This is a genomic window from Mesorhizobium sp. LSJC269B00 (assembly GCF_000502815.1).
Classification (GTDB): Bacteria; Pseudomonadota; Alphaproteobacteria; order Rhizobiales; family Rhizobiaceae; genus Mesorhizobium.
This window is the reverse complement of record NZ_AYVN01000009.1, coordinates 1-25,984: the sequence shown is the minus strand read 5'-3', so window position 1 is coordinate 25,984 and position 25,984 is coordinate 1. Positions and strand designations below refer to the sequence as shown.

24 protein-coding genes, 1 tRNA gene and 1 pseudogene are annotated in these 25,984 nt (G+C 63.7%); 18 read left to right on the top strand and 8 right to left on the bottom strand.

The window, feature by feature from the left end; translation table 11 throughout:
• Positions 1–6: 6 nt before the first annotated feature.
• The gene (locus X771_RS144640; protein WP_023689153.1) at positions 7–309 is read right to left on the bottom strand and encodes an urease subunit gamma; all 303 of its coding nucleotides are present in this window, start codon (positions 307–309) and stop codon (positions 7–9) included.
• A gap of 30 nt (positions 310–339) precedes the next feature.
• Positions 340–1,161 (bottom strand): urease accessory protein UreD, encoded by an 822-nt coding sequence (locus X771_RS144645; RefSeq protein WP_081726189.1) that lies wholly within the window; start codon positions 1,159–1,161, stop codon positions 340–342.
• 235 nt (positions 1,162–1,396) lie between these two features.
• Here X771_RS144645 and X771_RS144650 point away from each other — a divergent pair, with 235 nt between their 5' ends.
• The 3 genes from X771_RS144650 (at position 1,397) to X771_RS144660 (ending at position 3,722) form a co-directional block, all read left to right on the top strand.
• On the top strand, positions 1,397–1,651 hold the full coding sequence (locus tag X771_RS144650) for an acyl carrier protein (protein WP_023671226.1): 255 nt from the start codon (positions 1,397–1,399) through the stop codon (positions 1,649–1,651).
• A 5-nt stretch (positions 1,652–1,656) separates the two neighbouring features.
• A complete protein-coding gene (locus tag X771_RS144655; RefSeq protein WP_023671225.1) occupies positions 1,657–2,865 on the top strand; it encodes a beta-ketoacyl-[acyl-carrier-protein] synthase family protein in 1,209 nt (402 codons plus the stop codon).
• A gap of 152 nt (positions 2,866–3,017) precedes the next feature.
• The gene (locus X771_RS144660) at positions 3,018–3,722 is read left to right on the top strand and encodes a glutathione S-transferase N-terminal domain-containing protein (protein WP_023671224.1); all 705 of its coding nucleotides are present in this window, start codon (positions 3,018–3,020) and stop codon (positions 3,720–3,722) included.
• 25 nt (positions 3,723–3,747) lie between these two features.
• On the opposite strand, the gene X771_RS144665 is transcribed toward X771_RS144660, so the two are convergent.
• The 4 genes from X771_RS144665 to X771_RS144680 all read right to left on the bottom strand — a co-directional run bounded on the left by X771_RS144665 (position 3,748) and on the right by X771_RS144680 (position 8,233).
• Entirely contained in the window at positions 3,748–4,119 is a 372-nt protein-coding gene (locus tag X771_RS144665) for a hypothetical protein (RefSeq protein ID WP_023671223.1), read from the bottom strand.
• 85 nt (positions 4,120–4,204) lie between these two features.
• A complete protein-coding gene (locus X771_RS144670; RefSeq protein ID WP_023689152.1) occupies positions 4,205–4,825 on the bottom strand; it encodes a nucleoside triphosphate hydrolase in 621 nt (206 codons plus the stop codon).
• Between the two features lie 268 nt (positions 4,826–5,093).
• Entirely contained in the window at positions 5,094–6,185 is a 1,092-nt protein-coding gene (locus X771_RS144675; RefSeq protein ID WP_023689151.1) for a hypothetical protein, read from the bottom strand.
• Between the two features lie 236 nt (positions 6,186–6,421).
• A complete protein-coding gene (locus X771_RS144680) occupies positions 6,422–8,233 on the bottom strand; it encodes a peptidase C14 (RefSeq protein WP_023689150.1) in 1,812 nt (603 codons plus the stop codon).
• A gap of 249 nt (positions 8,234–8,482) precedes the next feature.
• Between X771_RS144680 and X771_RS144685 the strand changes: the two genes are divergently transcribed.
• The 13 genes and pseudogenes from X771_RS144685 (at position 8,483) to X771_RS1000000169275 (ending at position 21,177) form a co-directional block, all read left to right on the top strand.
• Positions 8,483–9,451, top strand: a complete 969-nt coding sequence (locus X771_RS144685) for a D-alanyl-D-alanine carboxypeptidase family protein (protein ID WP_023689149.1) — start codon at positions 8,483–8,485, stop codon at positions 9,449–9,451.
• A 429-nt stretch (positions 9,452–9,880) separates the two neighbouring features.
• Positions 9,881–10,875 (top strand): annotated as a pseudogene (locus tag X771_RS01000000165200) (DUF1003 domain-containing protein).
• 162 nt (positions 10,876–11,037) lie between these two features.
• A tRNA-Arg gene (locus X771_RS144690) sits at positions 11,038–11,114 on the top strand.
• 265 nt (positions 11,115–11,379) lie between these two features.
• Complete coding sequence (locus X771_RS144695; protein ID WP_023689148.1) at positions 11,380–11,646, top strand: acylphosphatase; 267 nt, start codon at positions 11,380–11,382, stop codon at positions 11,644–11,646.
• A 157-nt stretch (positions 11,647–11,803) separates the two neighbouring features.
• Positions 11,804–12,457, top strand: coding sequence for a Rieske 2Fe-2S domain-containing protein (locus tag X771_RS144700; RefSeq protein WP_023689147.1), 654 nt, complete (start codon positions 11,804–11,806; stop codon positions 12,455–12,457).
• Complete coding sequence (locus X771_RS144705) at positions 12,454–13,299, top strand: aromatic ring-hydroxylating dioxygenase subunit alpha (protein WP_023689146.1); 846 nt, start codon at positions 12,454–12,456, stop codon at positions 13,297–13,299. Before X771_RS144700 ends, X771_RS144705 begins: the two co-directional genes overlap by 4 nt.
• Positions 13,296–13,955, top strand: a complete 660-nt coding sequence (locus X771_RS144710; protein ID WP_023689145.1) for a glutathione S-transferase family protein — start codon at positions 13,296–13,298, stop codon at positions 13,953–13,955. The genes X771_RS144705 and X771_RS144710 overlap by 4 nt, the downstream gene beginning before the upstream one ends.
• Position 13,956: 1 nt before the next feature.
• Complete coding sequence (locus X771_RS144715; RefSeq protein WP_023689144.1) at positions 13,957–15,336, top strand: amidohydrolase; 1,380 nt, start codon at positions 13,957–13,959, stop codon at positions 15,334–15,336.
• 26 nt (positions 15,337–15,362) lie between these two features.
• Complete coding sequence (locus tag X771_RS144720) at positions 15,363–16,460, top strand: BMP family ABC transporter substrate-binding protein (protein WP_196814159.1); 1,098 nt, start codon at positions 15,363–15,365, stop codon at positions 16,458–16,460.
• Positions 16,461–16,463: 3 nt separating this feature from the next.
• Complete coding sequence (locus X771_RS144725) at positions 16,464–17,987, top strand: ABC transporter ATP-binding protein (RefSeq protein ID WP_023689143.1); 1,524 nt, start codon at positions 16,464–16,466, stop codon at positions 17,985–17,987.
• Positions 17,984–19,084, top strand: a complete 1,101-nt coding sequence (locus X771_RS144730) for an ABC transporter permease (RefSeq protein ID WP_023689142.1) — start codon at positions 17,984–17,986, stop codon at positions 19,082–19,084. Before X771_RS144725 ends, X771_RS144730 begins: the two co-directional genes overlap by 4 nt.
• The gene (locus X771_RS144735; RefSeq protein ID WP_023689141.1) at positions 19,081–19,992 is read left to right on the top strand and encodes an ABC transporter permease; all 912 of its coding nucleotides are present in this window, start codon (positions 19,081–19,083) and stop codon (positions 19,990–19,992) included. The genes X771_RS144730 and X771_RS144735 overlap by 4 nt, the downstream gene beginning before the upstream one ends.
• Before the next feature lie 1,035 nt (positions 19,993–21,027).
• A complete protein-coding gene (locus X771_RS1000000169275) occupies positions 21,028–21,177 on the top strand; it encodes a hypothetical protein (RefSeq protein ID WP_155924274.1) in 150 nt (49 codons plus the stop codon).
• 448 nt (positions 21,178–21,625) lie between these two features.
• Here X771_RS1000000169275 and X771_RS1000000168845 read toward each other — a convergent pair whose 3' ends face one another.
• Both X771_RS1000000168845 and X771_RS144745 read right to left on the bottom strand, forming a co-directional pair.
• On the bottom strand, positions 21,626–21,880 hold the full coding sequence (locus tag X771_RS1000000168845; protein ID WP_198025848.1) for a hypothetical protein: 255 nt from the start codon (positions 21,878–21,880) through the stop codon (positions 21,626–21,628).
• 146 nt (positions 21,881–22,026) lie between these two features.
• Positions 22,027–23,130: a LacI family DNA-binding transcriptional regulator gene (locus X771_RS144745; protein ID WP_031202898.1), complete on the bottom strand. Its 1,104-nt coding sequence runs from the start codon at positions 23,128–23,130 to the stop codon at positions 22,027–22,029.
• 580 nt (positions 23,131–23,710) lie between these two features.
• On the opposite strand from X771_RS144745, the gene X771_RS144750 reads away from it, so the two are divergent.
• A complete protein-coding gene (locus tag X771_RS144750; RefSeq protein ID WP_023672352.1) occupies positions 23,711–24,673 on the top strand; it encodes a sugar-binding protein in 963 nt (320 codons plus the stop codon).
• 122 nt (positions 24,674–24,795) lie between these two features.
• Positions 24,796–25,984, top strand: a 1,189-nt coding sequence (locus X771_RS144755) for a sugar ABC transporter ATP-binding protein (RefSeq protein WP_023689135.1), incomplete at its 3' end; no start/stop codon positions are given.

The following is a 25,984-nucleotide window of genomic DNA, read 5'->3' as shown; positions in this document are numbered from 1 at the left end:
TTCTCCTCACCTGATCGGTTCGTGAACGGTCACCAGCTTGGTGCCGTCGGGAAAGGTCGCCTCGACCTGCACGTCGTGGATCATCTCGGCGATGCCTTCCATCACCTGCCCGCGGGTGATGACATGGGCGCCGGCCTCCATCAGTTCGGCGACCGGGCGGCCGTCGCGGGCGCCCTCGACGACGAAATCGGTGATCAGCGCGATCGCTTCGGGGTGATTGAGCTTGACGCCGCGTTCCAGCCGCTTGCGCGCCACGATCGCCGCCATGGCGATGAGCAGCTTGTCCTTTTCACGCGGCGTCAGGTTCATGCGCTTTCCTGGATTTGGCCTGTATTTGGCTCAGAGTGACCATAATTTGGGCAGACCCGCCCGCCCGTTGAGCAGTTCGACGAGCGGAACCAGCCGCTTGCGCAGCTGATAGCCGTCCTCGGCAAACAGCCTCGCAAGAAGCTTGCCAGATTTTTTGACGCTCCAGGCGCTGGCATCGCCGTCGGCGCCGACGATGTCGCGGGCCGGATCGAGCAAGGCTTCGGCCTGCGGCGAGACCATCAGCAGCGTCGCAGCGGCAATGGCGCCGCCGGCGACCGCCGGGCGGCCAAGTGCCGCCGCGATAGCCGGCCCGATGCGGAAATCCTCGGCATGAACGAGCGCACCATCCTGGCGGACACGCCAACGGTCGTGGAAATGGCCGTGCGCGGCCTCTTCGCCCATGGCGAGGCGGCCGAATATGGTGGCTTCAAGCAGCAATGCCTCGGCGCCTGCGGCAAGCTCGACCTCGAGCGTGCGGGCAAAGGCCGAGCGGTCGAAGACGATGGTTTCCTGGGGCAGCCAGGCGATACGCCCGCCCGCGCCGACGCTGAGCTTCACCCGAACTTCGGCGCGGTCGCTAGCGGCACGATAGATCTTTTCGCAGGCCTGGGTGGTTATCGAGGCGGAGGCACCTGGCCCGACATCGATTTCCCAGCCGAGCCGATCGCCGCCGGTCAGACCGCCGGCGGTGTTGATGAGCACGGCTTCGAGCGGATCGGCCGCAACGGCCGGCATGCGGATTTTGGCCGAGCCGTCCTGATAGAGGCGCAAAAGCCGGGTGCGTCCATCCCTGACGCCGCACGCAAGCCGGGCCGCCCCGGCCGCGCGCTGGGCCGGAAGAGCTGGGATCAAGACATGCTGCAACGTATCCACGGCGCTAACGTTAAGCACTCCCGGCGCTTTGTCGATATGGTGCTTGTTGATATAGCTTGTTGCTTGACAGCGTTTCCGTTTCTATAGAGGGAGCCTCTTTGGAACGGTCATGCTGCGCCTGGCGGGTTTTTGAAGGCGACGGCGATTTCAGTCCAGGCAACAGGGGCGCCAACCAATCGGCACCGCGACGTTATAAAATTGGGGAAGGAATCGAATGGCTGACGAGCTGGCAACGGAAATCATCGCCAAGATCAGGGCACATGCGGAGCCCGGTGGCGAAGAGATCACCACCAATACGGAATTGACCGCGCTTGGCATCCATTCCCTGGAACTGACCGAGATCATCTTCGATCTCGAGGAGCAGTACGGCATCGAGATCGAGATGAACACGGTCGATGCCTGGAGCAATCTCAAGAATGTCGGCGATATGGTTGAGGCTGTTCGCGCGCTGATTGCGAAAAAAGCCTGAGCTGAATGCAAAAGCGCGTCGTCATTACCGGCATCGGCGGCATATGCGGGCTCGGCGCCAATGCGCCTGCAATCTGGAACGAAATGCGGGCCGGCCGATCGGCCATCGGTCAAATCAGCAATCCCGGTTTGCATGATTTGAAGGTCAAGGTCGGCTGCGAAATCAAGACGCTGCCCGACCATGGCATCAGCCACAAGCAGACCGTGTCGATGGACCGCTTCAGCCTTTTGGCGACGATTGCCGCGCGCGAAGCCATGCAGCATGCCGGCCTGACATCGACTGAAGCAACCACCTACCGGATGGGCGCGGTTGTCGGCGTCGGCGTCTGCGGCTGGGAGGCGATCGAGGAGAACTATCGCGCCATCCTGGTCGACGGCAAGAACCGGGCCGGCATCTTCACCGTGCCGAAAGTGATGCCGAGTGCGGCATCCGGCCATGTCAGCATGAATCTCGGCCTGCGCGGGCCGGTGTTCGGCGTCACTTCGGCCTGCTCCTCGTCCAATCACGCCTTTGCCTCGGCGGTCGACCAGATCCGGCTCGGCCGCGCCGATGTCATGGTCGCCGGCGGCACCGACGCGCCGCTGCTTTGGGGCATCCTGAAGGGCTGGGAGGCCCTGCGGGTGCTGGCGCCCGATACCTGCCGGCCGTTCTCGGCCGATCGCCAAGGCCTGTCGCTCGGCGAAGGTGCTGGAATGGCGGTGCTGGAAACGTATGAACACGCCATGGCGCGCGGCGCGACCATTCTGGCCGAATTTGCTGGAGCCGGCCTTTCCGCCGACGCTTCCGATATCGTCGCGCCGACTGTCGAGGGACCGACGGCGGCGATGCGCGCCTGCCTGGCGGACGCCGGGCTCAATCCCGAGGACGTCGACTATCTCAACGCCCACGGCACCGGCACCAAGGCCAACGACCAGATCGAGACGGCGGCAATCAAGCGCGTCTTCGGCGACCATGCCTATAAGCTGTCGGTGTCGTCGACCAAGTCGATGCATGCCCATTGCCTCGGCGCCTCGGGCGGCCTGGAAATGATCGCCTGCGTGATGGCGATCCGCGAAGGCATCGTGCCGCCGACGGCCAATTTCCGGCAGGCCGACCCCGACTGCGATCTCGACATCACGCCGAATGTGGCGCGCGAGCGCAAGGTGCGCGCGGCGATCAGCAACGGTTTTGCCTTCGGCGGCACCAATGCCGTGGTGGCGTTCAAGGCGGTCTGACGGCAAGCGACTGGCCTGAGCGACTGGCCCTGAATGACTGCGAAGACGGTGTGTGCACCTTCGACCGGTTGATCGGCAAAGAAGCCGAGGATAATCCTTCGCAACTCGCCAGACGGCGCGATACCGCGCCAAATTCCCGACCGGAGCTTTCGATGACCGACCTGTCCGCCTTTCCGATCACCAAGCGCTGGCCGGCCAGCCACCCCGACCGCCTGCAGCTCTATTCCGCGACGACGCCGAATGGGGTGAAAGTCTCGATCGCGCTGGAAGAACTCGGCCTCCCCTACGAGGCGCATCTGGTGGATATCGGCAAGGACCAGAGCTGGACGCCGGAATTCCTGTCGCTGAACCCGAACGGCAAGATACCCGCGATCATCGACCCCGACGGGCCGGGCGGCAGGCCATTCGGCCTGTTCGAATCCGGCGCCATCCTGCTCTACCTCACCGACAAGACCGGCAAGCTGATCCCTGCCGATCCGGCGCGGCGCTACGAGACCATCCAATGGGTGTTCTTCCAGATGGCGGCGATCGGGCCGATTTTCGGACAGGTCGGGTTTTTCAACAAATTCGCCGGACGCGAGATCGCCGACAAGCGGCCGCTGGATCGCTACCGCAATGAATCGCGGCGGCTGATCGGGGTGCTGGAGACGCGGCTGAAGGGTCGAACCTGGATCATGGACGACGACTATACGATCGCCGACATTTCGATGCTGGGCTGGGTGCGCAATCTGATCGGCTTCTACGAGGCGCGAGAACTCGTCGGCTTCGACGACTTCCCCACCGTCGCGGCATGGCTGGAGCGCGGGCTGGCGCGGCCCGCGGTGCAGCGCGGCCTGACCATTCCCGCCAGGAATTGACCTCGGCCGGCCGAAGCAACCAGGTCTATTTCGCCTTGGCCTTGCTTTTCGAGCCGCCCTTGCCGATGACGGACGCAGCGAGCGACGCGGCGCCCCTGGCTGTCGCCGCCACCGCACCAGCGGCGACATTGGCGGTCGCCTTGACCGTGCGCATGGCCCCGCCGGCCATCGAGCCGCGGCTTGCCGGCTTCTTGGGTTTGGCGGTTTTCGCCGCCACCTTCGCCGTCGCGACCGGTTCTACCTTCTTTGGCGCCGCTTTGCCGAAAGCCGGCTTTGCGTCCTTGGACCGCTCGGCGATTGCCGGGCCGGCGCCTGCCTTGGCCTGCGTGGCCTTTGCCTGCCTGGCTTTGGGTTGAGCGGTCTTGCTCTTGGCGGGTGTTTTTGCCTTGGTTGCCATCTGACGGTTCCCTCGCGGCGGCACGATTGCCGATGAGAGATAACGACCTGAAAGTCTTAAGGTTCCCGTTCCGAAGTCCAGCGAACTATGCGGGATCGCCAACAACCAGGTCGGCGGACCTGCGACGGCCGAGCACGCGATCGATGTTGGGCATGTCGTTGGAAGCGATCCAGGCGCGGGCGTCTTCGTCGGAGCGGCCATGCTCGTGCCAGCGCACCAGAAGGCGGCGCTCGAGTTCGGCCCGCGGCACATCGACAAAGATGGTGAAGTCGAACAGCGGCGCCAGCCGCGACCACGGCTCCTCGTCGAGCAGGAGGTAATTGCCTTCGACCAGGATGAACTTGGTCTCGGCGGCAACGATGGAGGCGGCGGCGCGCGACAATTCCATGCTGCGGTCGAACACCGGAATGGCGATGTCTGGCTCGCCCGAACGGATGCGCTTCAACAGCGTCTCGAAGCCGGCGAAGTCGAAAGTCTCCGGCGCGCCCTTTCTTGGCCGCAGGCCGCGCTGGTCGAGCACGATGTCGTCATAGTGGAAGCCGTCCATCGGCACGACTTCAGCCGCGCCCTCCGGCAGCAGATCATGCAGCCCGGCCGAGAGCGTCGACTTGCCGGCGCCGGGCGGGCCGGCAATGGCGACGATGAAGCGTTTCGCCTTGCCGGCGCGCTTGAAGATGGTGGCGGCGAGATGGGCGATTTCGGACATTGGGCGCTTCCAGCTATGCTTTGCATCTTGTCGGCAGTTTGAGGAAATTTCAAACCGCGATTTGGGCAATCTCACGACATCCGCCACGTCAGCGCCGCCCCTCGTCGCCCTGCCGGTGTCCAGCCGATAGATGGGTAACACTTCTCCCCCTATGCGTCCGCCGCAGCGCCAAGCAGACTGGTTGGCGCGGCGATGCGGTGACAAGCTCCATGTGCCGTGTGTCGAGGATGCCGGCAGGCAGGTGAGGGGCAGGGCCAGCGTTCGAAAATCAGCCGGGCTGGCCGATCCGCAGGAAATCGCTGTCGAACCTGACATCGCGGGTCGAACCATCGGCTCCGGTGAGACGCATGTGACCTGAGGCTGTCCCGATATCGCGCGGCGGCTCGCCGCTCGTCAGCGGCAGCGTGCCGATGACATGGCGGAAGGAGACTTCGCCGCCGAGGGTAAAAGCGGTCGCGACCCCTTCGCGCTTCAGCCAATTGTCGTCGATCGATGCGGCATGGCCGATGGCGGCGCGGCCGTCCTCGATGCCGAGCACGCCGCGATGGCGGCTGCTCCACGGCGCGTAGTCGCGGCCGCCATTGCTGAACCACAGCATGGTGACCGGAAGCTCCGCCGGGTTCTTCAGCACCAGCACCAGATCCTGTTCGGCCCGGCGCGCCAGCGCCGTCCAGCCCGGACCGTCATGATCGGCTTCGACCAGGGTGATGAAATCCTCGCGCTCATCCTCCATGCGGTAGTCGGTGAGATCGAGCGTGCCGCCGCCAGTGGCTGGAAAGCGCGTCAGATCGGTCGAGCGGGCGGGATAGGAAAGCTTGAAGCGACCGCGGGCCGGATCGGGCTCCAGCGGTGCGCCCAGTGTCCCGGCAAAGCGCTTCGGCGAAAAGGCCAGCCGGCCGCCATCGCGCATCGCCGCCATCGGATGGTGGGCGGCGGAGACAGCGCCGGAACCGCCGGAAAAGACATGCTCCTGATAGAGGAACGGATGACTGTTGCGGAGCGTGAAGATCTTGTCGACCGTCGCGCCCATCACCGTGCGGCGCAACCGGAAGACGGCCCGCCAGCCGTCGGATGTCGCTTCGCTGGCGGTGACATCCCAGGCGCTGTTGGCCGGCCAGCCATGCAGCGGTGCGGCTTCGATGTCGCTGGCCGAAAACGGTGCGCATAGGAAATCGCCAGACAGCCGCACCGTGCCTTGAGGCAGATCCGGCGGCAGCGTCTCGCCGGCATCGATCCAGGGCGCGCGGTGCAGCGGCTTCAGCTGGCGGCCATCGCTGTCGACCGTCATGTCGGCGATATGGCCGACAGTGAGATCGAGCGTGACCGAAATGCCCTTTGCCTTGATCGTGACCGTATCCATCCGCGCACCTGCTGATTCTGATGGCAGCGAACAAACCCGCTCCGTGACGGATGCGCAAGCACAGCGACCGGCATTTTGCATCAGGGCGATTTTTACCCTCCCCCTTGTGGGGAGGGTCGGCGAGCGCTCGACGCGAAGCGGAGATTGTTCGACGGGGCGGGGGTAGCGCCCTACAAGGACCCCCACCCCGATCCGCTACGCGGATCGACCCTCCCCACAAGGGGAAGGGTGGACGCCTACTGCCGTTTGTACTCCCGGACCGGCGACTTGGTGCCGTCGGTGTAGGTGACCTGCACCGCCATCGATATCACGTTGTCGGCGACCTTGAAGTAAGGCTGGTAGTCATAAGGAATGGCGTAGGGGTCCTTCTTGTCGCAAGGCGGCAGCTTGATCTCCTTGTCGAGCGCCGTGCCGTTCAGGCTGTAGCGCACCTCCTTGATGCCGCAGCGGAATGACAGCATCTGGGAGAAATAGACCAGGCCGTGATTGCCGCTGGCGTCGAAGGCGATCCACGACGTCCAGAACTGGTCGAGGATCTGTTTGTTGCCCTGTTGCAGCGCTGCGTCCGGATCGAAACTTATGTCGAACGGCCCGGTCTCGCGGCCCCTGAGATCGAGATACTTGACCCCGATGGTGGTGGCCGTGGTGCTGTCGGGCAATTCGAAGCTCGGATTGGGCATCGGCTTGCCGGTGCGCTGGTCGTTCATCGCCATCAGCCCGGTGTCGGTGAACGGACCTGACACACCCATGCGCCAGGAAATGCCGGTCGCGGCCTCGGGCAGCGAGATGGAGATCGTCCAGCCGGCATTGGAGCGCATCGGCGTCAGCGTCGGGGCAAAGCGTGCTGGGTCGAGCACGTCGCCAAGCGCCGTCAGGCGGGTACGGCTGCGGTCGAGCCAGTCGGCGAGCTGCGTCTGGTCGACGAAATATTTGAGCAGCCCGCCTTCCTTTTCATAGGAGACGAACCTGGTCAGCGCCTCGGCCTCGCTGCGCTTGTCGGACAGCGACTGGACGCCGAGGCGATCCTCGGAAAACTCCTGCGCGAGCAGGTAATAGGCCGGTGCGAAATCCGGATTGGCCGCGATGAAGGCGTTGAGCTTGTCGAGACGTTGGGCATCGTCGAACTGCAGGATATGGACCAGCTTGATCGACAGCGCCTTGGCCTTGTCGGCCAGGGCGCCGAACACTTCGCGGGCGCCGGCCTTGCCGTCCTGCACGCGCAGCAGGGTGGCGAAGCGTGTGTAGGGATCGACGGCGTCGACGTCGAAACCGGCGAAAGCGAGATAGGAGCGCCGCGCATTCAGCATGTCGCCGGAAAGCTCGTAGACGCGGGCATTGTGATAGAATTCGTCCGGCCGCTTCGGCTCGGCGATCGTCCCGCCCTGCGCGGCCAATGCGGCAAAGCCCTTGGCGATGGTGTCGATCGAGGCGGCGATCTGCTCGGTGGTCGCCTGAAGCTTATCCGCCTGCTCGGCCTGTTTCTGCTGGCCGGCAGCGAGCGTTTCGGTCGTCTGCTTGACCGCCTCTACCGACTTTTGCGTCTGCGCGCCCTGCTCAGCCTGCTGCTGCTGGGTCGACGCAATTTCCTCGGTCTTCTTCGCCACCGCGTCGGTCGATTGCTTGACCTGGTCGACCGCCAGCTTCGTCTCGGTTACCGTTTGCTCGATCCTGGCCACCCTGGCCGAGACGATGCCCATCTGCTGCTGCAACTGGGCGATGGCCGGCACCAGGCCGGCGATCACACCGTTCTGCGAATTGGTCTGCTGCTGCAGGCCATAGACGCCGCCGGCGACGGCGGCAGCGCTGGTGGCAAAGATCAGCGCCGGCAGCGCCTTGGCGGCCAGCACCAGCCGCAGAACGATGGCAATGGCGATGACGGCGGCGGCAACCGAAGCGACCAGCGCGATATAGGCGGCGAACGGCGCCAGCGGATTGAGGATGTCGGATGCGGCGCCGCCGATGAAAGCGACGCTGCCGGCCCATTTGCCGGTGCGGCTGAGCGAAGCCCTGATAAGAGATGGCGCAGCCGCGCCGATGTCACCGGTCATTGTCAAATCCCCCAAGCAATTGCCGCCTCTATAGCAGCACCGCGACCCCGCAGGCAAAACAGGACAGGAAGCAGGCGATTTCGGGAGGTTGCCGTTTCAGCGCCGATGGTTGGCGAAGCCGAAGCGACATCTGATCTCCCCCCTTGCGGGGGAGATTGGCAGCGTCATCGGCAGCTCCGCCGTTAACCAAATGGACGAACAAAATGGGTTAGGCTAGGTTCCGGCCCTCTCAGCAACGCCGGACTTGACTTGCCAAATTTCCATTTCCCCTCCCCCGCCCAGAAATTTCTCGCAGCCCTCCTGCTGCTTGTCTTCGTGGCCGGCTGCAGCACCACCGCACCGCCCGACAGCGTGCTGGCGGTGCCGGCGCCGCAGGAGAAATATGCGGCCATCGTCGTCGATGCCGGCAGTGGCAAGACGCTGTTCGAAGTCAGTTCGAGGGCGCAACGCTATCCGGCGTCGCTGACCAAGATGATGACGCTGTACCTGCTGTTCGAGGCGCTGGAGTCCGGCCGCGTCTCGAAGGAAACGCAGATTCCGGTCTCCGACAATGCCGCCCGGCAGCCGCCGACCAAATTGCGCTTCAAGCGCGGCGAGAGCATCGATGTCGATTCGGCGATCCGGGCGATCGTGGTCAAGTCGGCCAATGACGTGGCGGTGGCGGTGGGCGAATATCTCGGCGGCTCGGAGGACCAGTTCGCCGCCATGATGACGTCCAAGGCGCGCCAGATCGGCATGAGCAGCACCGTCTTCCGCAATGCCTCCGGCCTGCCCGACGATGGCCAGCACACATCGGCGCGCGACATGGCGACGCTGGGGATGGCGCTGCGCGCCCGCTTCCCGCAGCAGTTCCACTATTTCTCCGAAAGCGACTTCATGTTCCGCGGCCGGCTGGTGCGCGGCCACAACGACATGCTCGGCCGGGTGCGCGGCGTCGACGGCATCAAGACCGGCTATATCAGGGCATCCGGTTACAATATCGTCACGTCCTACAATGCCGACGGCCGGCATCTGATCGTGGTGGTGATGGGCGCCGACAGCGCTAGGCAGCGCAACGACCATGTCGAAGCGCTGATCCAGCGCAGTCTGTCGCCCGCCATGGCCGATACGAAGACGCGGCTGATGTTTGCGGGAGATCAGCCGGCCGCGTCGCCCGGCCTGCCGCCGCCTGGTTTGCCGGCGCAGGGGTCGCAGTTGCCTGGTTTACCGCCGCAATAGAACCCGTCGTTGGGTGGAGGAACTCTGAAACGCCGGCGGGACAGCACCCCCCTCTGGCCTGCCGGCCATCTCCCCCTCAAGTGGGGAGATTAGCAGCTTCGGCGTCTCGCCTCTTTTTCGTGTTTGGCGAAGCCATGGCGACATCTGATCTCCCCCCTTGAGGGGGAGATGTCCGGCAGGACAGAGGGGGGTCGTGAAGGATCGCTGCCTCATCTTAACTCTGCAGCAGGCGCGACCTCCGTCGGCAACAGCACTTCGGCGGTCTGGTTGCCGAGCAGCAGGCGAGCGAGGCCCCGGGGGGCTGCGCTGCCACAGGCAATTGCAGCAGGCATTCATCACAAGCATGCACAAGCCCCCAATCTTCACCGCCACAGTGGCTATGCCGCCTCGCCTTGGCGTATCGTGGGCGCGACAGCAGGAGCCGGCATCATGAGCCCAAAACCATCCGAACAGGCCGACAATGAAAACGACAGCGGCGGCGAGTATTTCGAGGCGCCGCCCGCCCACGACGCCGAGCTGGTTGCCGACGAGGCGCTGGAAGCGCCCGATGTGCCGGACTCCGAACCCCATGGCCGCCTGAAGCCGAAGCGAAAGCCGTCGGCGATATCGGGCCGCAAATTCCGCAAGCGCGACCTGGTGCGCATCGACGACCTGCGGCCAAGCCTGGCCGACCGCATCCGCTCCGATCATCCGGACCTGCCGCGCGGCGCCCGCATCAGCCGCGAGGAGCTCGGCCGCTACCGCATGCGCTACATGGAGGAGCTGCTGCAGCAGGAGCATGGCGAATTCTCCGAGCTCGACCGCCAGGTGGTCGAATCGATCGCCAGGCAGGACACGATTTCGGAAAACTCGGAAGAGGAGTTCGAGGAGCACCGCTCGTTCGCCGACCGCGTCTCCGACAACATGGCGGCTTTCGGCGGCAGCTGGTGGTTCCTGATCTCGTTCGGCAGCGTGCTTGCGGTGTGGATCGGCATCAATTTGATCNACGTGTGCTCTTCCGATCTTTCGGCGGCAGCTGGTGGTTCCTGATCTCGTTCGGCAGCGTGCTTGCGGTGTGGATCGGCATCAATTTGATCGCGGGCGTGAGCAGCGCCTTCGACCCCTACCCCTTCATCCTGCTCAACCTGCTGCTCTCCTGTATCGCCGCCATCCAGGCGCCGATCATCATGATGAGCCAGAGACGGACGGAGGCCAAGGACCGCCTGCGCTCGTTCAACGACTACCGGGTGAACCTGAAAGCCGAGCTGGAAGTGCGCCATTTGCACGAAAAGCTCGACTATCTGATCTCGCGCCAATGGACGCGGCTGGCCGAAATGCAGCAGATGCAGCTGGACGCGATGCATGAACTGACCGGCGCGAAGAAGGCGAAGCGGGCGCCGCGCAGGGTGCGCAGGCGGGTGGCGAAGGTGGAGGTGGCGGGGTGAGTCCCGGGCTGAGGCTGCAGGGCGGACGCGAACTTGCCAGGCCGCGCAAGGCGGCTTCGAAAATATCGCCACGCCAATTGCCCGTTGAAGCCCGCGCCGGCTTCCGCTAAGAAGCCGTGGCTGGCCGGCCTATCGGCTGGTTCGTTTTCAGGTTCCCTGAAGGCACCCGTAGCTCAGCTGGATAGAGCGCTGCCCTCCGAAGGCAGAGGTCACAGGTTCGAATCCTGTCGGGTGCGCCACTTACCGATGTATTACAATAGCTCAGATAACCCTAAAGCGCGTCACGCTGAACGGATCCATGCGACGCGCTTGAAGTCTTTGTTTTAATGCATGTCGTTGTCCCAGGACCGCGGCTCACTTCTGGGCGACATGCATGAGTGCCCGGGTCTAGGCACGGGCGATCAGTCGATATTCGGTGTTATTGGCGCGTCGATTACCACTTCCGCCCGTTCAGTCAGACGCTATGCTGCTGACCGTGACACCAAGGCGCGCGTTCCGTTCGTGATGAAGCAAAGTCAACACCGCTTGCATGAGCGGATGACCATTCGCGGCCACCTCGAACCCGCGTCCTTCCTGCCCTGGATCATGCGCCATGCGGCCAAGCTCGGTCTCGCGCACCACATCGCTCATGCAAGCACCGATCGCATCGAACTCGATATTGCCGGTGCGGCGGAACTGATCGACATGATGGAGATGGGATGTTCGCTTGGGCCCATTGAAGTCTGGGTCGAGACGATCGACCGCGCGCCTGTCGAGCAAAAAAACATATAGCTTTGCGTGTGGTTACCCTCCGTTTGCACTTAATTTAATCAATATTGCAATTGCGAAATAATTATGCATACGTCAGCCGCATCGAGCGGTTCGCCAACTCCTTGCGCCGGCATCTCTCTGGTCGGGAAACAGTAGTATCAGTACGGAAAGTAAGGTCATGCTGTCCGACAAGACGGACACCTGGGTGCCGGTCGCCCTTTCCCAGGATCTGCCAACAGGACAGGTAATGCCGGGGCGGACGCCCGCCGGTCCCATTGCCCTCTGGCGAAGCCAATCGGGGCGCTTGGCGGCATCGGCGGATCGCTGTCCGCATCGCGGCATGCGCCTCTCCCATGGCTTCGTGCGCGGCGAGGCGCTCTCCTGCATCTATCACGGCTGGACCTATTCGCAGGCCGGTCAGTGCCTGCGCATTCCTGCCCATCCCAGCCTCACGCCGCCGGAGACGATTCGCGTTGCGACCCGGTTGGTCGAAGAGGCGGGCGGGATCATCTGGGTCGCTGATGGAGAGCCTGACGGCAAGCCACCCCTTTTTGAGGGTTACGTCCCGCTCCGTTCATTGACGGCCCGCGCCGGATGTTCGGCACTCTCGGTCGCTGCCGGTACGAAGGCCACCGTTGAAGGATACGTCTGGCAGGCGCCCGGCGCGCCGGCAATCCGCCTGGTGCCTATCCCGCAGGAAGCCGGCGAGACGCTGATCCACGTCCTTGTTCCAGCCGATTGCGATGCGTCCGAGCGCATCGCCGCCTCGCGAGCCGCCGAGAGCCTTCGGCGCATGGCCGAAGGGATCGAGGCGAAAGGGGCTGTGCCATGATCGACGATGCGATGCGCGACGAATGGTATCCGGTCGGGCTTTTCAGCCGGCTCGACCGCTATGGGCGCGAGACCACCCTGATGGACGAGCCGATCAAGGTTGCGCTCGACGCCGATGGCGCGGCGAAAGTGACAGGCGAAAACGGGCGCGTGCTGCCGGTTTCGGTGCGCTATGGCCATATCTGGTCGTCGCTCGGCGAACCGAAGAAACCGGTCTTCCCGATTCCCGAGGCAGACCAGCCCGGGCGCCGCTTCGTCGATGTCGGCGTGGTGCGGGTGCGCTGCTCGCCGCTCCGCGCCGTCGAGAACTTCCTCGACATCGCACACTTCCCCTTCGTCCATACCGACATCCTCGGCTCGGAGCCGCATACCGAGGTCGAAAACTACAAGGTCGAGATCCGCGAGGAAGAGGACGAGGTCTGGGCGACCCAGGTGAAGTTCTACCAGCCGCAGGCGGCGAAATCCGCGAGCGGAGGTATCACGACGGAATACATGTACCGCGTGCCGGCTCCGACCTGCTCAGTCCTCTACAAGACCTGCCCGCCGCGCCCGGGCGAATGGGATGTCATTACGCTATTCGTCCAACCGCTTGCCGAGGATCTCTGCGACGTCTGGCCGTGGATGGCGCTTTTCGATGACGAGACGCCACAGACCGACCTCATCCATTTCCAGCAGACGATTTTCCTGCAGGACCGCTCGATCCTCGAAAACCAGATCCCGCGTCTTCTGCCGCTCGATCCCGGCATGGAAATCCCGACGCGCGCCGACCTGACCTCGGTCGCCTATCGCCGCTGGCTGAAGCGCCACAATTATACCTACGGCGCGCAATTGGTGGCACAGTGAAGCTTTACGACTACATCCTCTCCCCAAGTTGCTACAAGGTGCGCCTGATGGCGACGCTGTCAGGTGTGAAGCTCGAAATCCGCCCGGTCGACTTCCATCCCGGCGCCGAGCATCGTGGCCCCGAGCTTATGGCGCTTAATCCGGGAGGCTCCATCCCGATCCTTGAAGACGGCGACCTGATCCTGACCGAGTCTTCCGCCATGCTTGGCTATCTCGCCGCGAAGGCAGCACCGGCCTGGCTCGGCAGCGGCGCCCCCGAGGAGACGGCGCGCATCCAGCAATGGCTTTCCTTCTCGCACAGGCTGACCGCCAACCTCGGCGGCGCGCGCCTGCATGAGATGCTGCTGCGCCCCGGTGACATCGGTGCGCTTCAGGCCAATGGCATAGCGGCACTACGTGAGCTGGAAGCCGGCCTCTTCGAACAAAAAATGCGTGGCGACCGGTTTCTCGCTTCCGACCGGCCGACGATTGCCGACATTGCTTGCTTTCCCTATGTCGCGCTCGCGCCCGACGGCGGCGTTTCCCTCGATTCGTATCCCACGATCCGGCTCTGGTCGCGAGCGCTCCGCAGCCTCGACAATTTCATCGAGATGCCCGGTATCCACCGGCTGCACGAGTTGAAGCCCGAACCGCGACCCATGCTGGACGAGGCGTGAGGTGACCGGCTATCTCCTGAAGAATTGCGCAGCGGTCATCACCGACGAGGGCAGGGGTCCGAGCGTCCGGCGCAATGTCGATGTGCTGACGAATGGCCCGCAGATCGAGGCAATCGGGCAAGGCCTGCACAGAAGCGAGTTGCCGGCCGGTACTATCGTGCAGGACGCCGACGGCTGGTTCGTCTATCCCGGCCTCGTCAACACGCACCATCACTTCTTTCAGTGCTTTGTGCGCAACCGTGCCGAACTCGACTGGACGAAGCTGTCGGTCATCGAATGGCTCGACCGGATCTATCCGATCTTCTCCCGGCTCAACGAGGATTGTTTCTACCACGCCTCGATCACGGCTATGGCAGAGATGATAAAGCACGGTTGCACGACGGCCTTCGACCACCAGTACAATTTTCCGCGCCATGCCGGAAAACGGCTCATCGACCGGCAGTTCGAAGCGGCCGATCTTCTCGGCATGCGTTTCCATGCCGGCCGCGGCGGCAACACGCTGCCAAAATCGGAAGGCTCGACCATTCCAGACGAGATGCTGGAGACCACGGACGAATTCATTGCCGACTGCGCACGCCTCATCGACACTTATCACGACACCAGTCCCTTCAGCATGCGTCAGGTCGTGGTCGCTCCCTGCCAGCCGGTCAACTGCTACCGCGAGACCTTCGTGGAATCGGTTTCGCTGGCGCGTGATCGCGGGGTGCGGATGCACACCCATGTCGGCGAGGGCGAAAGCCCGATCATCGAGGCCCGCCATGGCATGCGTACGGTGGACTATCTCGAGGACCTCGGATTTGCCGGCCGAGACACTTTCTATGCCCATTGCTGGGAGCTGACGCATGACGAACTGCGGCTGATGGCGGCGAGCGGCACCGGTGTCTCGCATTGCCCGGAGCCGGTCTATCTGGTGGGTGCGGAGGTGACTGATATTCCCGCCATGTCCGCCTTTGGCCTGCGCGTCGGTCTCGGCTGCGACGGTGCTGCCTCGAACGACAATTCCAACCTCATGCACTGCATCCATTCCGCCTACATGCTGCAATGCCTGGCGGCCTCGACGCGCGCTCATCCCGTGCCTGCGCCGGTCGATTTCCTCGGCTATGCGACAACGGGCGGGGCCGCGCTTCTGGGCCGCAATGACATCGGCCGACTGTCGCCCGGCATGGCCGCCGACCTCTTCGCGATCGACACGCGCCGCATGGATTATGTCGGCACGCGCCACGATCCATTGAGCCTGATCGCCAAGGTCGGCATCGGCATGCCCACCGACATGACCATGATCAACGGCCGCATCGTCTGGGAGAAGGGTGCGTTTACCGGGCTGAACGAGGCCCGGCTTGCTGCGGACGCGGAAGCCGCCTTTGCCGCGGTGGAATTCTAACAACTTAAGACAGGGGAACTGACATGCTGAACTATCTGACCCGCAGAACTCTGATGAAGGGCCTTGCCGCGACAGGGCTTGCCGGCGCGCTTGGCAGCCGTCCCGCCTTTGCGGCCGACGAGCCGCTCGGTATCACGCTCGTGCTCCCGTCGCCGGTCGGCGATGTCGGCTGGGGCCATGCGCTCGCCGCCGGGCTCGAGCCGGTCAAGGCCGCATACGGCGACAAGGTGAAGATCACCGTGATCGAGAACATCGCCGAAGGGCCGGACGCCGACCGGATCATGAACAAGACCGTCGCCGACGGTAACAAGTTCCTGATCGCCGGCTCATTCGGCTACCAGAATGGTGCATTACAGATCGCCCGCCGCGATCCTGCGGTCACCGTGCTGCATGCCTCCGGCTTCCAGACCGCGCCGAATTTCTCGCCCTTCGCGGCGAAGTATTTCCAGGGCACTTACCTGCTCGGCATAGCCGCCGCAGCTCTTTCCAAGACCGGCAAGGTCGGCTCCGTCTCGGCCTTCGCCATTCCGGAGCTGATCACCTCGATCAACGCATTCACGCTCGGCGCACAGACCGTAAATCCCGATATCGAGGTATCGGTCGTCTGGGTGAACTCCTGGTTCGACCCGGCCAAGGAACAGGAAGCCGCCAAGGCGCTGATGGCACAGAACTGCGACGTGATCTTCTCGAACGCGCAGGACACACCCTCCGTGATCTCGGCCTGCGAGGAGGCTGGCGTCTATGCGTTCAATCTCAATTCGTCGATGAAGAAATATGCACCGAAGAAATATCTCGGCTGCATCGCGACGGACTGGTCGCCCTTCTTCAAGGCTTCCGTGGATGCCCATCTCGCCGGAACTTTCAAGGGCGCCAACACCTTCCTCGGCGTCGCCGAAAAGGTGGTGGAGGTCGTGGACTGGAACTCAGATATCCCAGCCGACACGATGACGAAGATCAAGGAAGTGGCGGCGAAGATCGCCGACGGCAGCTTCTCGCCCTTCACAGGTCCAATCACCAAGGCCGACGGCAGCGAAGCCGCCGCCGCCGGTGCGACGATAGCGGATCCCGAGATCGTCGCGATGGACTGGCACGTCAAGGGTGTCACCACACCGCTGCCGAAGTAAGTCATGACCCCGCCCCTTCTGTCGCTCCGCGGCATCTCGAAGAGCTACGGCCAGATCCGGGCTAACGAAGCCATCGATCTGGACGTGGCGCCCCAATCGATCCATGCGATCCTCGGGGAGAATGGGGCGGGCAAATCGACGCTGATGAAGCTCATCTATGGCGTTGAACAGCCGGACGAAGGCACCGTCGTCTGGAACGGAGAGCCTCTGCGCCTTGCCTCGCCGGCTGAGGCACGGCGCAGGGGCATCGGCATGGTCTTTCAGCATTTCTCGCTGTTCGAGACGCTGACTGTCGTCGAGAACATCCAGCTCGTCGTCCCCGGCGGCAAGGCGGAGCTGGCGGGGCGCATCCGCAGCCTCGGCCAGGATTTCGGCCTTGAAGTAGATCCTCTCGCCGATGTGCACGCGCTCTCGGTCGGCGAACGGCAGCGGGTGGAGATCATCCGCTGCCTGATGACGGACCCGAAGCTGCTCATTCTCGACGAGCCGACCTCGGTCTTGCCGCCGCAGGCGGTGAAGAAGCTGTTCGACACGCTCAGGCGCCTTCGCGACCGCGGCGTGTCCATCCTGTTCATCTCCCACAAGCTGGAGGAAATTCGCACGATCTGTGACCAGGCGACCGTTCTGCGTGGAGGGCGCGTTATCGGCACCGTCGACCCACGCGACTATGATGCGCACGACCTCGCCCGCATGATGATCGGCCGCGACATGCCGGAGGTGATGCCCGCGTTGGCCATGCCCGAGGGGGAGAAGCGGCTGGAAATAATCGGCATGGACTACACGCCGGACGACCCCTTTGCCACGCCGCTCTCCGGCATCAGCCTTACGGTACGATCAGGCGAGATTCTTGGCATAGCCGGAATATCGGGCAATGGCCAAGGCGAACTTGCCGCGCTCATCTCGGGCGAAGCGATGCTGCTGAAGGAACAACGCGACCGGATCTATATGATGGGCCGCGACGTAGGCACACTCGATGCGGCCGCGCGCAGGAGATTTGGCTTCGCCTTCGTGCCCGAAGACCGGCTGGGACGTGGCGCGGTCCCTGAAATGTCGCTCGTGCTCAACACCGTTCTTACCGCCCATCCTTTCGATCTCGTGAGGCGCGGCCTCATCAACAGCGCCGGAGCGACGGCTTTCACCAGCGAATGCATCCGTCGGTACGACGTTCGCGCCTCCGGCCCGGATGCCGAAGCGGGCTCGCTGTCCGGCGGCAACTTGCAGAAATTCATCGTCGGTCGCGAGATGATGCTGTCGCCAAAACTGCTTTTCGTGGCGCAGCCGACCTGGGGTGTAGACATTGGCGCTGCATCCGCCATCAGAAGGCGGCTCATCGCGTTGCGCAACCTGGGCGTGGCGATCCTCGTAATTTCCGAGGAACTCGAGGAACTTTTCGAACTCTGCGATTTCATCCAGGTGCTCCATCATGGAATGCTGAGTCCGCCTCTGGTCACGCGGGACACGCGCCCCGAAGACATCGGCAGATACATGATCGGAGCACATGCCTCGCCAGAGAAGGTTCCTGCATGAGCGTTTGGGCCGCGCCGTTCCTCCCCGCGCTCGTCCGCCGGGAGCATGCCTCGCTCGTCGCGGCCATGCTGGCCCCGGCTGCCGCGCTTGGCATGGCGATCATCCTCAATCTGGGCCTTTATGTGCTGATAGGCCGAGATCCGGCGGCCGTCCTGTACGCGATGCTTCTCGAGCCGTTCCTCTCCTGGGCATCGTTCGCGGAGGTGCTGCTGAAGGCGGGGCCTCTTCTCCTCATTGCGCAGGGGCTGGCGATCGGTTTCCGCGCAAAAGTGTTCAACATCGGCGCGGAGGGTCAGTTTATCCTGGGCGCTATTTTCGCCTCGGCGATCCCCGTCTGGTTTCCGCAGGCGACCGGGCAGTGGATCTGGCCGCTGATGCTGCTTCTCGGTGCCCTCGGCGGTGCACTTTGGGCATCTATCACCGCCTTCTGGCGCGTCAGGCTCAATGCGAACGAGATCCTGGTCTCCTTGATGCTGAGCCTCGTTGCGGCGCAAGTCCTCAACTACCTGCTGCTCGGCCCATGGAAGGACCCGGCCGGCTTCAATTTCCCACAATCCGTCATGTTTCAGAACGACGCGATGGTGCCGACCCTGATCACCGGTACCCGCGTCAACGTCTCGCTGCTCATCACACTTGCGCTCTCGCTGGTGGCCTGGGTTTTCATGCAGCGAAGCTTCATGGGGTATAAGCTCAAGGTCGGCGGCCTTGCCCCGCGCGCGGCCGGTTACGCCGGCTTCAGCGAAGGGCGTGCGATTTGGCTATCGCTTCTGATCGGTGGCATGGCGGCGGGACTGGCAGGCGCGGCGGAAGTCGCGGGTCCGCTCGGCCAGCTGCAGCGCTCGATCTCGACCGGCTACGGTTATGCGGCCATCATTGTCGCCTATCTCGGCGGCTTGCATCCAGTCGGCATCATCTTTTCCGCGCTCTTGATGGCTGTCCTCTATATCGGCGGCGACAATGCGATGGTGTCGGCAAACCTGCCGATCGCCGCCGTCCGCGTCTTCCAAGGCAGCTTGCTGCTCGCCTATCTCGGCGCTGTGGCCTTCGTGCGCTACCGCATCGAGTGGCGCCGCCCCCATCACCTGAGCCAGCCATGAACGCCGTCGAGTTCATTATTTCGGGCATGCTCGCAGCGGCAACCCCCTTTCTCCTTGCCGCACTCGGCGAGTTGGTGGTCGAGCGCGCCGGTGTTCTTAACCTCGGCGTAGAGGGCCTGATGGCCCTCGGCGCGGTGCTCGCGTTCATCGTCGTCTACCACGGCGGTGGACACCTGCTGGGGTTCGTTGCCGCCGGCCTCGGTAGCGCCGTCCTGTCCCTCGTCTTTGCAGTGCTGGCACTCGGATTCCGGGCAAACCAGGTCGCGACAGGCCTTGCGATCGGCATTCTCGGCCAAGGCCTTTCGGCGCTGTTCGGCAAAAGCTACGAGAGCTTGACGGTGAAGGGGCTCCCGAAACTTGCCTTTCCCGGCCTCTCGGAAATCCCGGTAGTCGGCAGGCTGTTTGTCCAGGACATCGTCGTATGGCTTTCCCTTGCCGTGACGTTTGCGATCTGGGCGATGTTTGCCTATACGAGAGTCGGCCTTGTCGTGAGGGCAATCGGCGAGAATCCCAAGGCAGCCCATGCCATCGGCTATCCGGTCATCGCTATCCGTATCGCGGCCATAGCTTTTGGTGGCATGATGGCGGGTTTTGCCGGCGCCTATGCGGCGGCGGTGTACACGCCCCTTTGGGCGGACGGTATGATTGCCGGACGTGGCTGGATCGCGATCGCACTCGTTGTCTTTGGTACGTGGCTCGCTGGCCGCATCTTCCTGGGTGCCTGCCTCTTCGGTGCGGTTTCGCTGATGAGCCTCGCCGCCCAGGCGATCGGTCTGGACTTGCCATCGCAACTGCTTTCCAGCCTTCCCTATCTCGTTACGATCGTCGTGCTCGGTGTCATCTCGGCGGACCGCCGCTTGCTCAGGCTGAACGGTGTCGCCTCGCTTGGCGAACCCTTCGAACGTTAGCCGGGATTAAAGTGGATTTGCGAAACTCGGCGTAAGTTGAAGAGATTCGAAACGCCAGCGGACGATCGGCATCCGATCCAAAGGGCAGAAACGCCAAACGGGGCGAAGGTATGCCCGCAAGGGTAGCGCTGACGCCGTCGACTGCGAGCAGCGGAACGAGCTCAACGCGACCGACATCGGTGGAGATCGTCGCGGGTTTCTTGGGTCGTCCCCTTTTCTGCAGTACGAGCCCCATTCTTGAGGGTCCATTCTGTCCACCTCAGCCTCGGGAAGCGGCTTCGCAAGATGACCTGAGGCATGCGCCCGGTAAATTCCCGCAGGCAAGCACTCGTCCTGCCTGTCTAAGGTTCCGAGTCTAGCTAACCGCAAATCCTCGATTTTCCCCACCAATCCACAAATATCTATCCGAACAACATTAAGCAACAACAACAACGATTTCCAGCACTGCCTATTCTCGCAGAAACTAAAAACGCTACACTCGCGTAATCATATTTGTAACGGATGCTGTTCAACCTGCGTCCAGGCAACCAACACGGGGAGCGGCGTTATGGGTTTCTTTAAAAGTTTAACAAAGGTCTTGGCCGGCGGCGCGGTTACCGTAGCTTTGTGCTTTCCGGCTGGCGCGGGCGGGCTCAGTGTGGGCATCGGCGGCAGCGGTGGGGTGGGTGTTTCGGTCGGCGGCAGTGGCGGCGGGCTTGGCGTCGGCGTATCGGTCGGCGGCAGCAAGGGCGCCAATGTCGGCGCAACGGTCGGCGGCACCAGCGGCACCACCGCTAGTGTCGGCGCATCGGTTGGCGGCACCAGCGGCGTTGCGGCCGGGGTCGGCGCATCGGTGGGCACGGGCGTCGGGGTTGGCGTCGGCGCAACCGTCGGCAGCGGTGTCGGGGTCGGCGCCGGTGTCGGGGTGGGCAATGGGGTGACGGCCGGGGTCGGGGTCGGCATAGGCGCGCCGACCGCGCCCACCAGCCCCAGGGATCCCAACACGCCGGCGGTGCCGGCGCGACCGGCGGTGGTNGGGATCCCAACACGCCGGCGGTGCCGACGCGACCGGCGGTGGTTGCCATCAGCGCCATGTCGGCCGGCCAGATCGCCAAGATGAAGAAACGCTGCGCCAGCGTGCTCAGCGGCAAGGGCACCTACGATCGCGACCTGAAGGAGCTCTGCCGGATATTGGCGAGGCGCTGAGTACCGCAAGCATCGCATCTGCGGTGGGGCGCCAGTTTATCAGCCAGCCCGCTGCCGCAAGGTGGCGGGCTTTCTTAGGGAGATAGCTTTGCCGAGCGGTTCAGCGTTTCGCGGAAAGGCGGAACCGCTCAGGCTGTGCGCTTTCATCGGCGGCATTTCGCATGGCTTGGTCGCCGAGCCGAAGGAAGCGCGCCGCCCGGTAGCGGCCTTGCGCTAGAGCATTTCGCCGAAACGGCGAACCGCTCTATCTGTTTGTTTTTACGCAATTCCCAAGGAAAGCGCGCACACTTTTCCTGGATTGCGCTAGCCTCTGCCGTCCGTCCGGTCACCCGTTTGGGCCGGCTCAAAGATTCGCCTCTGGCCTTTTGTATCACCCGCTCTAGCTGCTTTGTGTTAGGCTCGTCATGTTAGCCTTGTCTTGCTGATGGAGGTTTTGATGGATCGGCGATCATTCTTGACAGCATTGTTCGGCGTTGCGGGGGCCGCGGCGCTTGCTACCGCGGTTCGGCCTCTCGAGGCCGTGGCCGGGGTTCCCAATATCGGTAACGGCATTCTCGATGAACTCGACAAGCAGGATGCCAATTTGTTTGATGACGACGAAGGCCCGGGCGATGTCGAGCAGATCTCGCATCGGCGATGGCACCATCGTCGCCACCACAGGCGGCATGTCTGGAGACGGCACTGCCGCACGTTCTGGCGGCATGGCCGGTTGCGCCGGCGCTGCTATCGCAGGCGCTCCTTTGTCGTCTTGCGGTTCTAACCGCGGCACGTTCCCGGATAGACCCTGCCCTGAGGCGCAAACACCAAACAGACCCATCCCGATTTGCATCGGGATGGGCTGGTTCAACTTTATCCAGCCACAGCTGCCACCGACTCCCGCTCGACCAGCGGGCATTCCAGCTTGGTGATGGGATAGCGGCCGCGGCCGGCAGGCGGCGGCACTTCGAGCTGTTCGATCGCCCATTGGCCCATCGCCATGTGCGGCAGGATCGATGTCGTCAGCGGCGGGAACAGATGGCGGGCGATCTCCTCGTCGTCATAGCCGACGACGGAGATGTCCTGCGGGATGTGCAGGCCCGCCTCCTTCAGCGCTTCGTAGCAGCCGATGGCCGTGCGGTCGTTCTGGCAGAAGATGGCGGTCGGGCGCTCTTTCAGCGCCAAAAGCTTCACGGTCGCGGCATAGCCGGCGCTCGCCGACCAGTCGCCCTCGACCACCAGTTCGGGATCGAACGGGATGTCGGCGGTGGCGAGCGCCCTGCGGTAGCCTTTCAGCCGGTCCTGCGCGGCCTGCATCCACGGCTCGCCGGTGATGGTGGCGATGCGGCGGTGGCCGTGGCCGATCAGATGCCGGGTCGAGTTCTGGCCGCCGGCGATCTCGGACGGCACCACGGCCAGGAAGGCATAATCGGCCGTGTAGCAGTTGAGCAGGATGACCGGGATGTCGAGGCCGTAGAGGAAGTCCGGTGCCGTGATCTCGCGGGTGAAGATGGTCATGTAGACCAGCGCCGAGATGCCGCGCCTGGTGAGCGCCGCAATGGCGCGCGGCTCCATGACGGAGTCGCCCATCGTCTGCGCCACGAGCAACACATTGCCGGCGTTCCACGACGCCTGGCGCGCGCCCTCGATGGCGACAACGGCTTCCGGGCTTGTCGCCAGCTGGTCGACAGCGAAACCGATGACACCGTCAAGTCCATCGAAGGCGGGAACAGGTTTGCGCAGCGCCGAGAAGGCGGGTGCTGCGTAGCCGAGCGAGCGCGCGGCGTCGATCACCCGCTCGCGCGTCTGCTGCGACAGCCGGATGCCGGGCGAATCGTTGAGCACGAAAGAGACGGTCGCCTGCGAGCAACCGGCTGCCCTGGCGATGTCGGTCATGGTGACGCGGCCGCCCTTGGCGGCTCTCGCCGGCGCCTTGCGCCGCTTCGCCGTGTCGTCCGGATCCCTCGTCTCGCTCATGGCATTGCGTCCCAATCCCCAGCCTGTCTAGTCGCAAGCCTGCCACACCGACAAGATGGTGTGGCGCCGTCGACCAATGGAAATAGTCGAAGGCGTTTATCTTTATTAGCAGCTTTGAAGTTCGCCGCCATGCCGCTTCGGGCCGCGTGAAATTCGAGGACTGCAAGGCATCTGCTTGCGCGAAGCCGTGCTGCACCTGTTCGGGCAAACTAGACCTAGGGCCACGCCGAGTGTCCGCGCGAGACCTCTGCTAATAGTGTTTACTAATACAAAACGACGCTGTAACGTCAATCCGCCGTGTCCGGTCAGGTGGGACCCCGTGCGGCGAGAAGTGCACGTGAATGGCCCGATGGCGAGCGGGGTTTGCCTCCGCAAGCCTGGTCTCGGACATGTGATATGTCAGACAAATCAGACTATTTACGAGCACGGGATGAGTCTCTAAAGTCCGTGATCGCGACCGACGACGCCATTCTTCAGCGCCGGGAACCCCTGAGGAGGAGGGCGTCCAAATCGCGAGCGGCAAGTCAGTGAATGCAAGATCGGTTCAGTCCGACGACTGAGCCAAAACGGGAGGTTGAACATGAAATCCTTGATACGACATGCATCCGTGGCCACCGCAGCCCTGCTGCTTGGCCTGACCGCGACAGCCATTGCGCGCGCCGACGACAAACCGACGCTGGCCTTCGTCGTCAACGGCGCTTCCGATTTCTGGAAGGCCGCCGAAGCCGGCGTCAAGAAGGCGCAGGCCGAATTGCCCGACTACAATCTCGAACTCAAATATCCCGAGCAGTCCTCGGTCGCCATCCAGCAGCGGCTGATGGACGATCTGGTGACCGCCGGCGTCAAGGGCATCATGGTCTCGGCCGTCGACCCCAAGACCTCGACCGACGGTCTGAACAAGATCGCGTCGGAAACGGCGCTGTTCACCACCGACTCCGATGCCCCGCAGACCAAGCGCGTCGCCTATATCGGCTCGTCCAATGTCGACGCCGGCAAGCAGGCGGCCGAGATCGCCAAGAAGGCGATGCCGGACGGCGGCAAGTGCCTCGGCTTCGTCGGCCTGCTCGGCGCCGACAATGCCAAGGAACGCATCCAGGGCATGAAGGACGGCCTCGCCGGCAGCAAGATCGAACTGGTGGACGTGCGCGGCGACGACATCGACCAGGCGCGCGCCAAGAAGAATGTCGAGGACGCGCTGGTCGCCAGCCCCGACATCACCTGCATGGTCGGCTTCTATTCCTACAACACGCCGCGCATCTATGAAGCGCTGCGCGACGCCGGGAAGCTCGGCTCGATCACGGTCGTCGGCTTCGATGACGATCCGATCACGCTGGGCGGCGTCAAGGAAGGCACCGTGGCGGCGACCGTCGTGCAGCAGCCCTTCGAATGGGCCTATCAGGGCATGAAGCTGATGGCCGCCTATCTCAAGGGCGACAAATCAGGCATTCCGGAAGGCGGCCTGATCATTATCCCGACCAAGATCATCGGTAAGGACGATGTCGACACCTATGCCGCCAATCTGAAGGCGATGTCCGGAAACTGAGACCACGAGCAGTTGCGCCGGCTCAGGGTTCGCCTTGAGCCGGCGATCGTGTTGACGGGCCGGCCAAGGCCCGTCAGTCTGTAGCCCACCGGCTGCTGGCAAGCCTGATCAAATATGGCGTGATGAATTATTCCGACCCATCCATCGTCGCAACCACCCCGTTCCTCGGCCTCGAGAACGTGCGCAAGACCTATCCGGGCGTGGTGGCGCTGGATGGTTTTTCCATGGAGGTCAGGCCGGGAGAGGTGATCGGCTTGGTCGGCGAAAACGGCGCCGGCAAGTCGACCTTGATGAAGATCCTCGGCGGCGTCACCAGGCCGGACAGCGGCGCCATCACCGTCGACGGCGTTGCGCATGACGGGCTCACCGTCGAAGGCAGCCTGGGGTCGGGCATCGCCTTCGTCCACCAGGAACTCAATCTATTCGAAAACCTCGATGTTGCCGCCAATATCTTCTTCGGCCGCGAGCCGTTGCGCGGCGGGCCGCTGAGATTGGTCGACCGCGCCAAGCTGCGCGAAATGGTGGCGCCGCTGCTGAAGCGTGTCGGCGCCAACTTTTCCGCCGATACGCCGGTTGCCTCGCTGTCGCTTGCCCAGCAGCAGATGGTCGAGATCGCCAAGGCGCTGTCGATCAAGGCACGGCTGGTCATCCTCGACGAGCCGACATCGAGCCTGCCGCTTGCCGAAACCGACAAGCTGCTCGACGTCATCAAGGCGCTGAAGGCCGATGGCATCAGCGTCATCTTCATTTCGCACCGGCTGCATGAGGTCGAGCGCGTCGCCGACCGCGTCGTGGTGCTGCGCGACGGCATGCTGGCCGGCACCTTGCCGAAGAGCGCCATCAACCACGACCAGATGGTCAAGCTGATGATCGGCCGCATGCTGAAGGAGCGCGAGAAGGCCTCCGAGGCGGCGCGGGCGCCGGGCGCCACGGCTCTCTCGGCCAAAGCCATCCGCACCCCCGCCTACCCTGCCCGGCCGGTCGACCTCGACATCAGGCGCGGTGAAATCCTCGGCCTTGCCGGTCTTGTCGGCTCCGGCCGCACCGAACTGGCGCGGGTGTTCTTCGGCATCGACAGCACGCTTGGCGGTGGGCTCGAACTCGACGGCAAGCCGCTTGTACTGGGTTCGGCGGCCGATGCGGTCGCGCATGGCATTTTCCTGGTTCCGGAAGACCGCAAGCTGACCGGCATTTTGCTTGACCTGTCGATCGCGCAGAACATCTCGCTGCCCAACCTGCCGGCGCATGCGAAGCGTCAACTGGTGTCGGCAAGCTCCGAGGCCGCCACCGCAGAGAAGCAGAAGACGAATC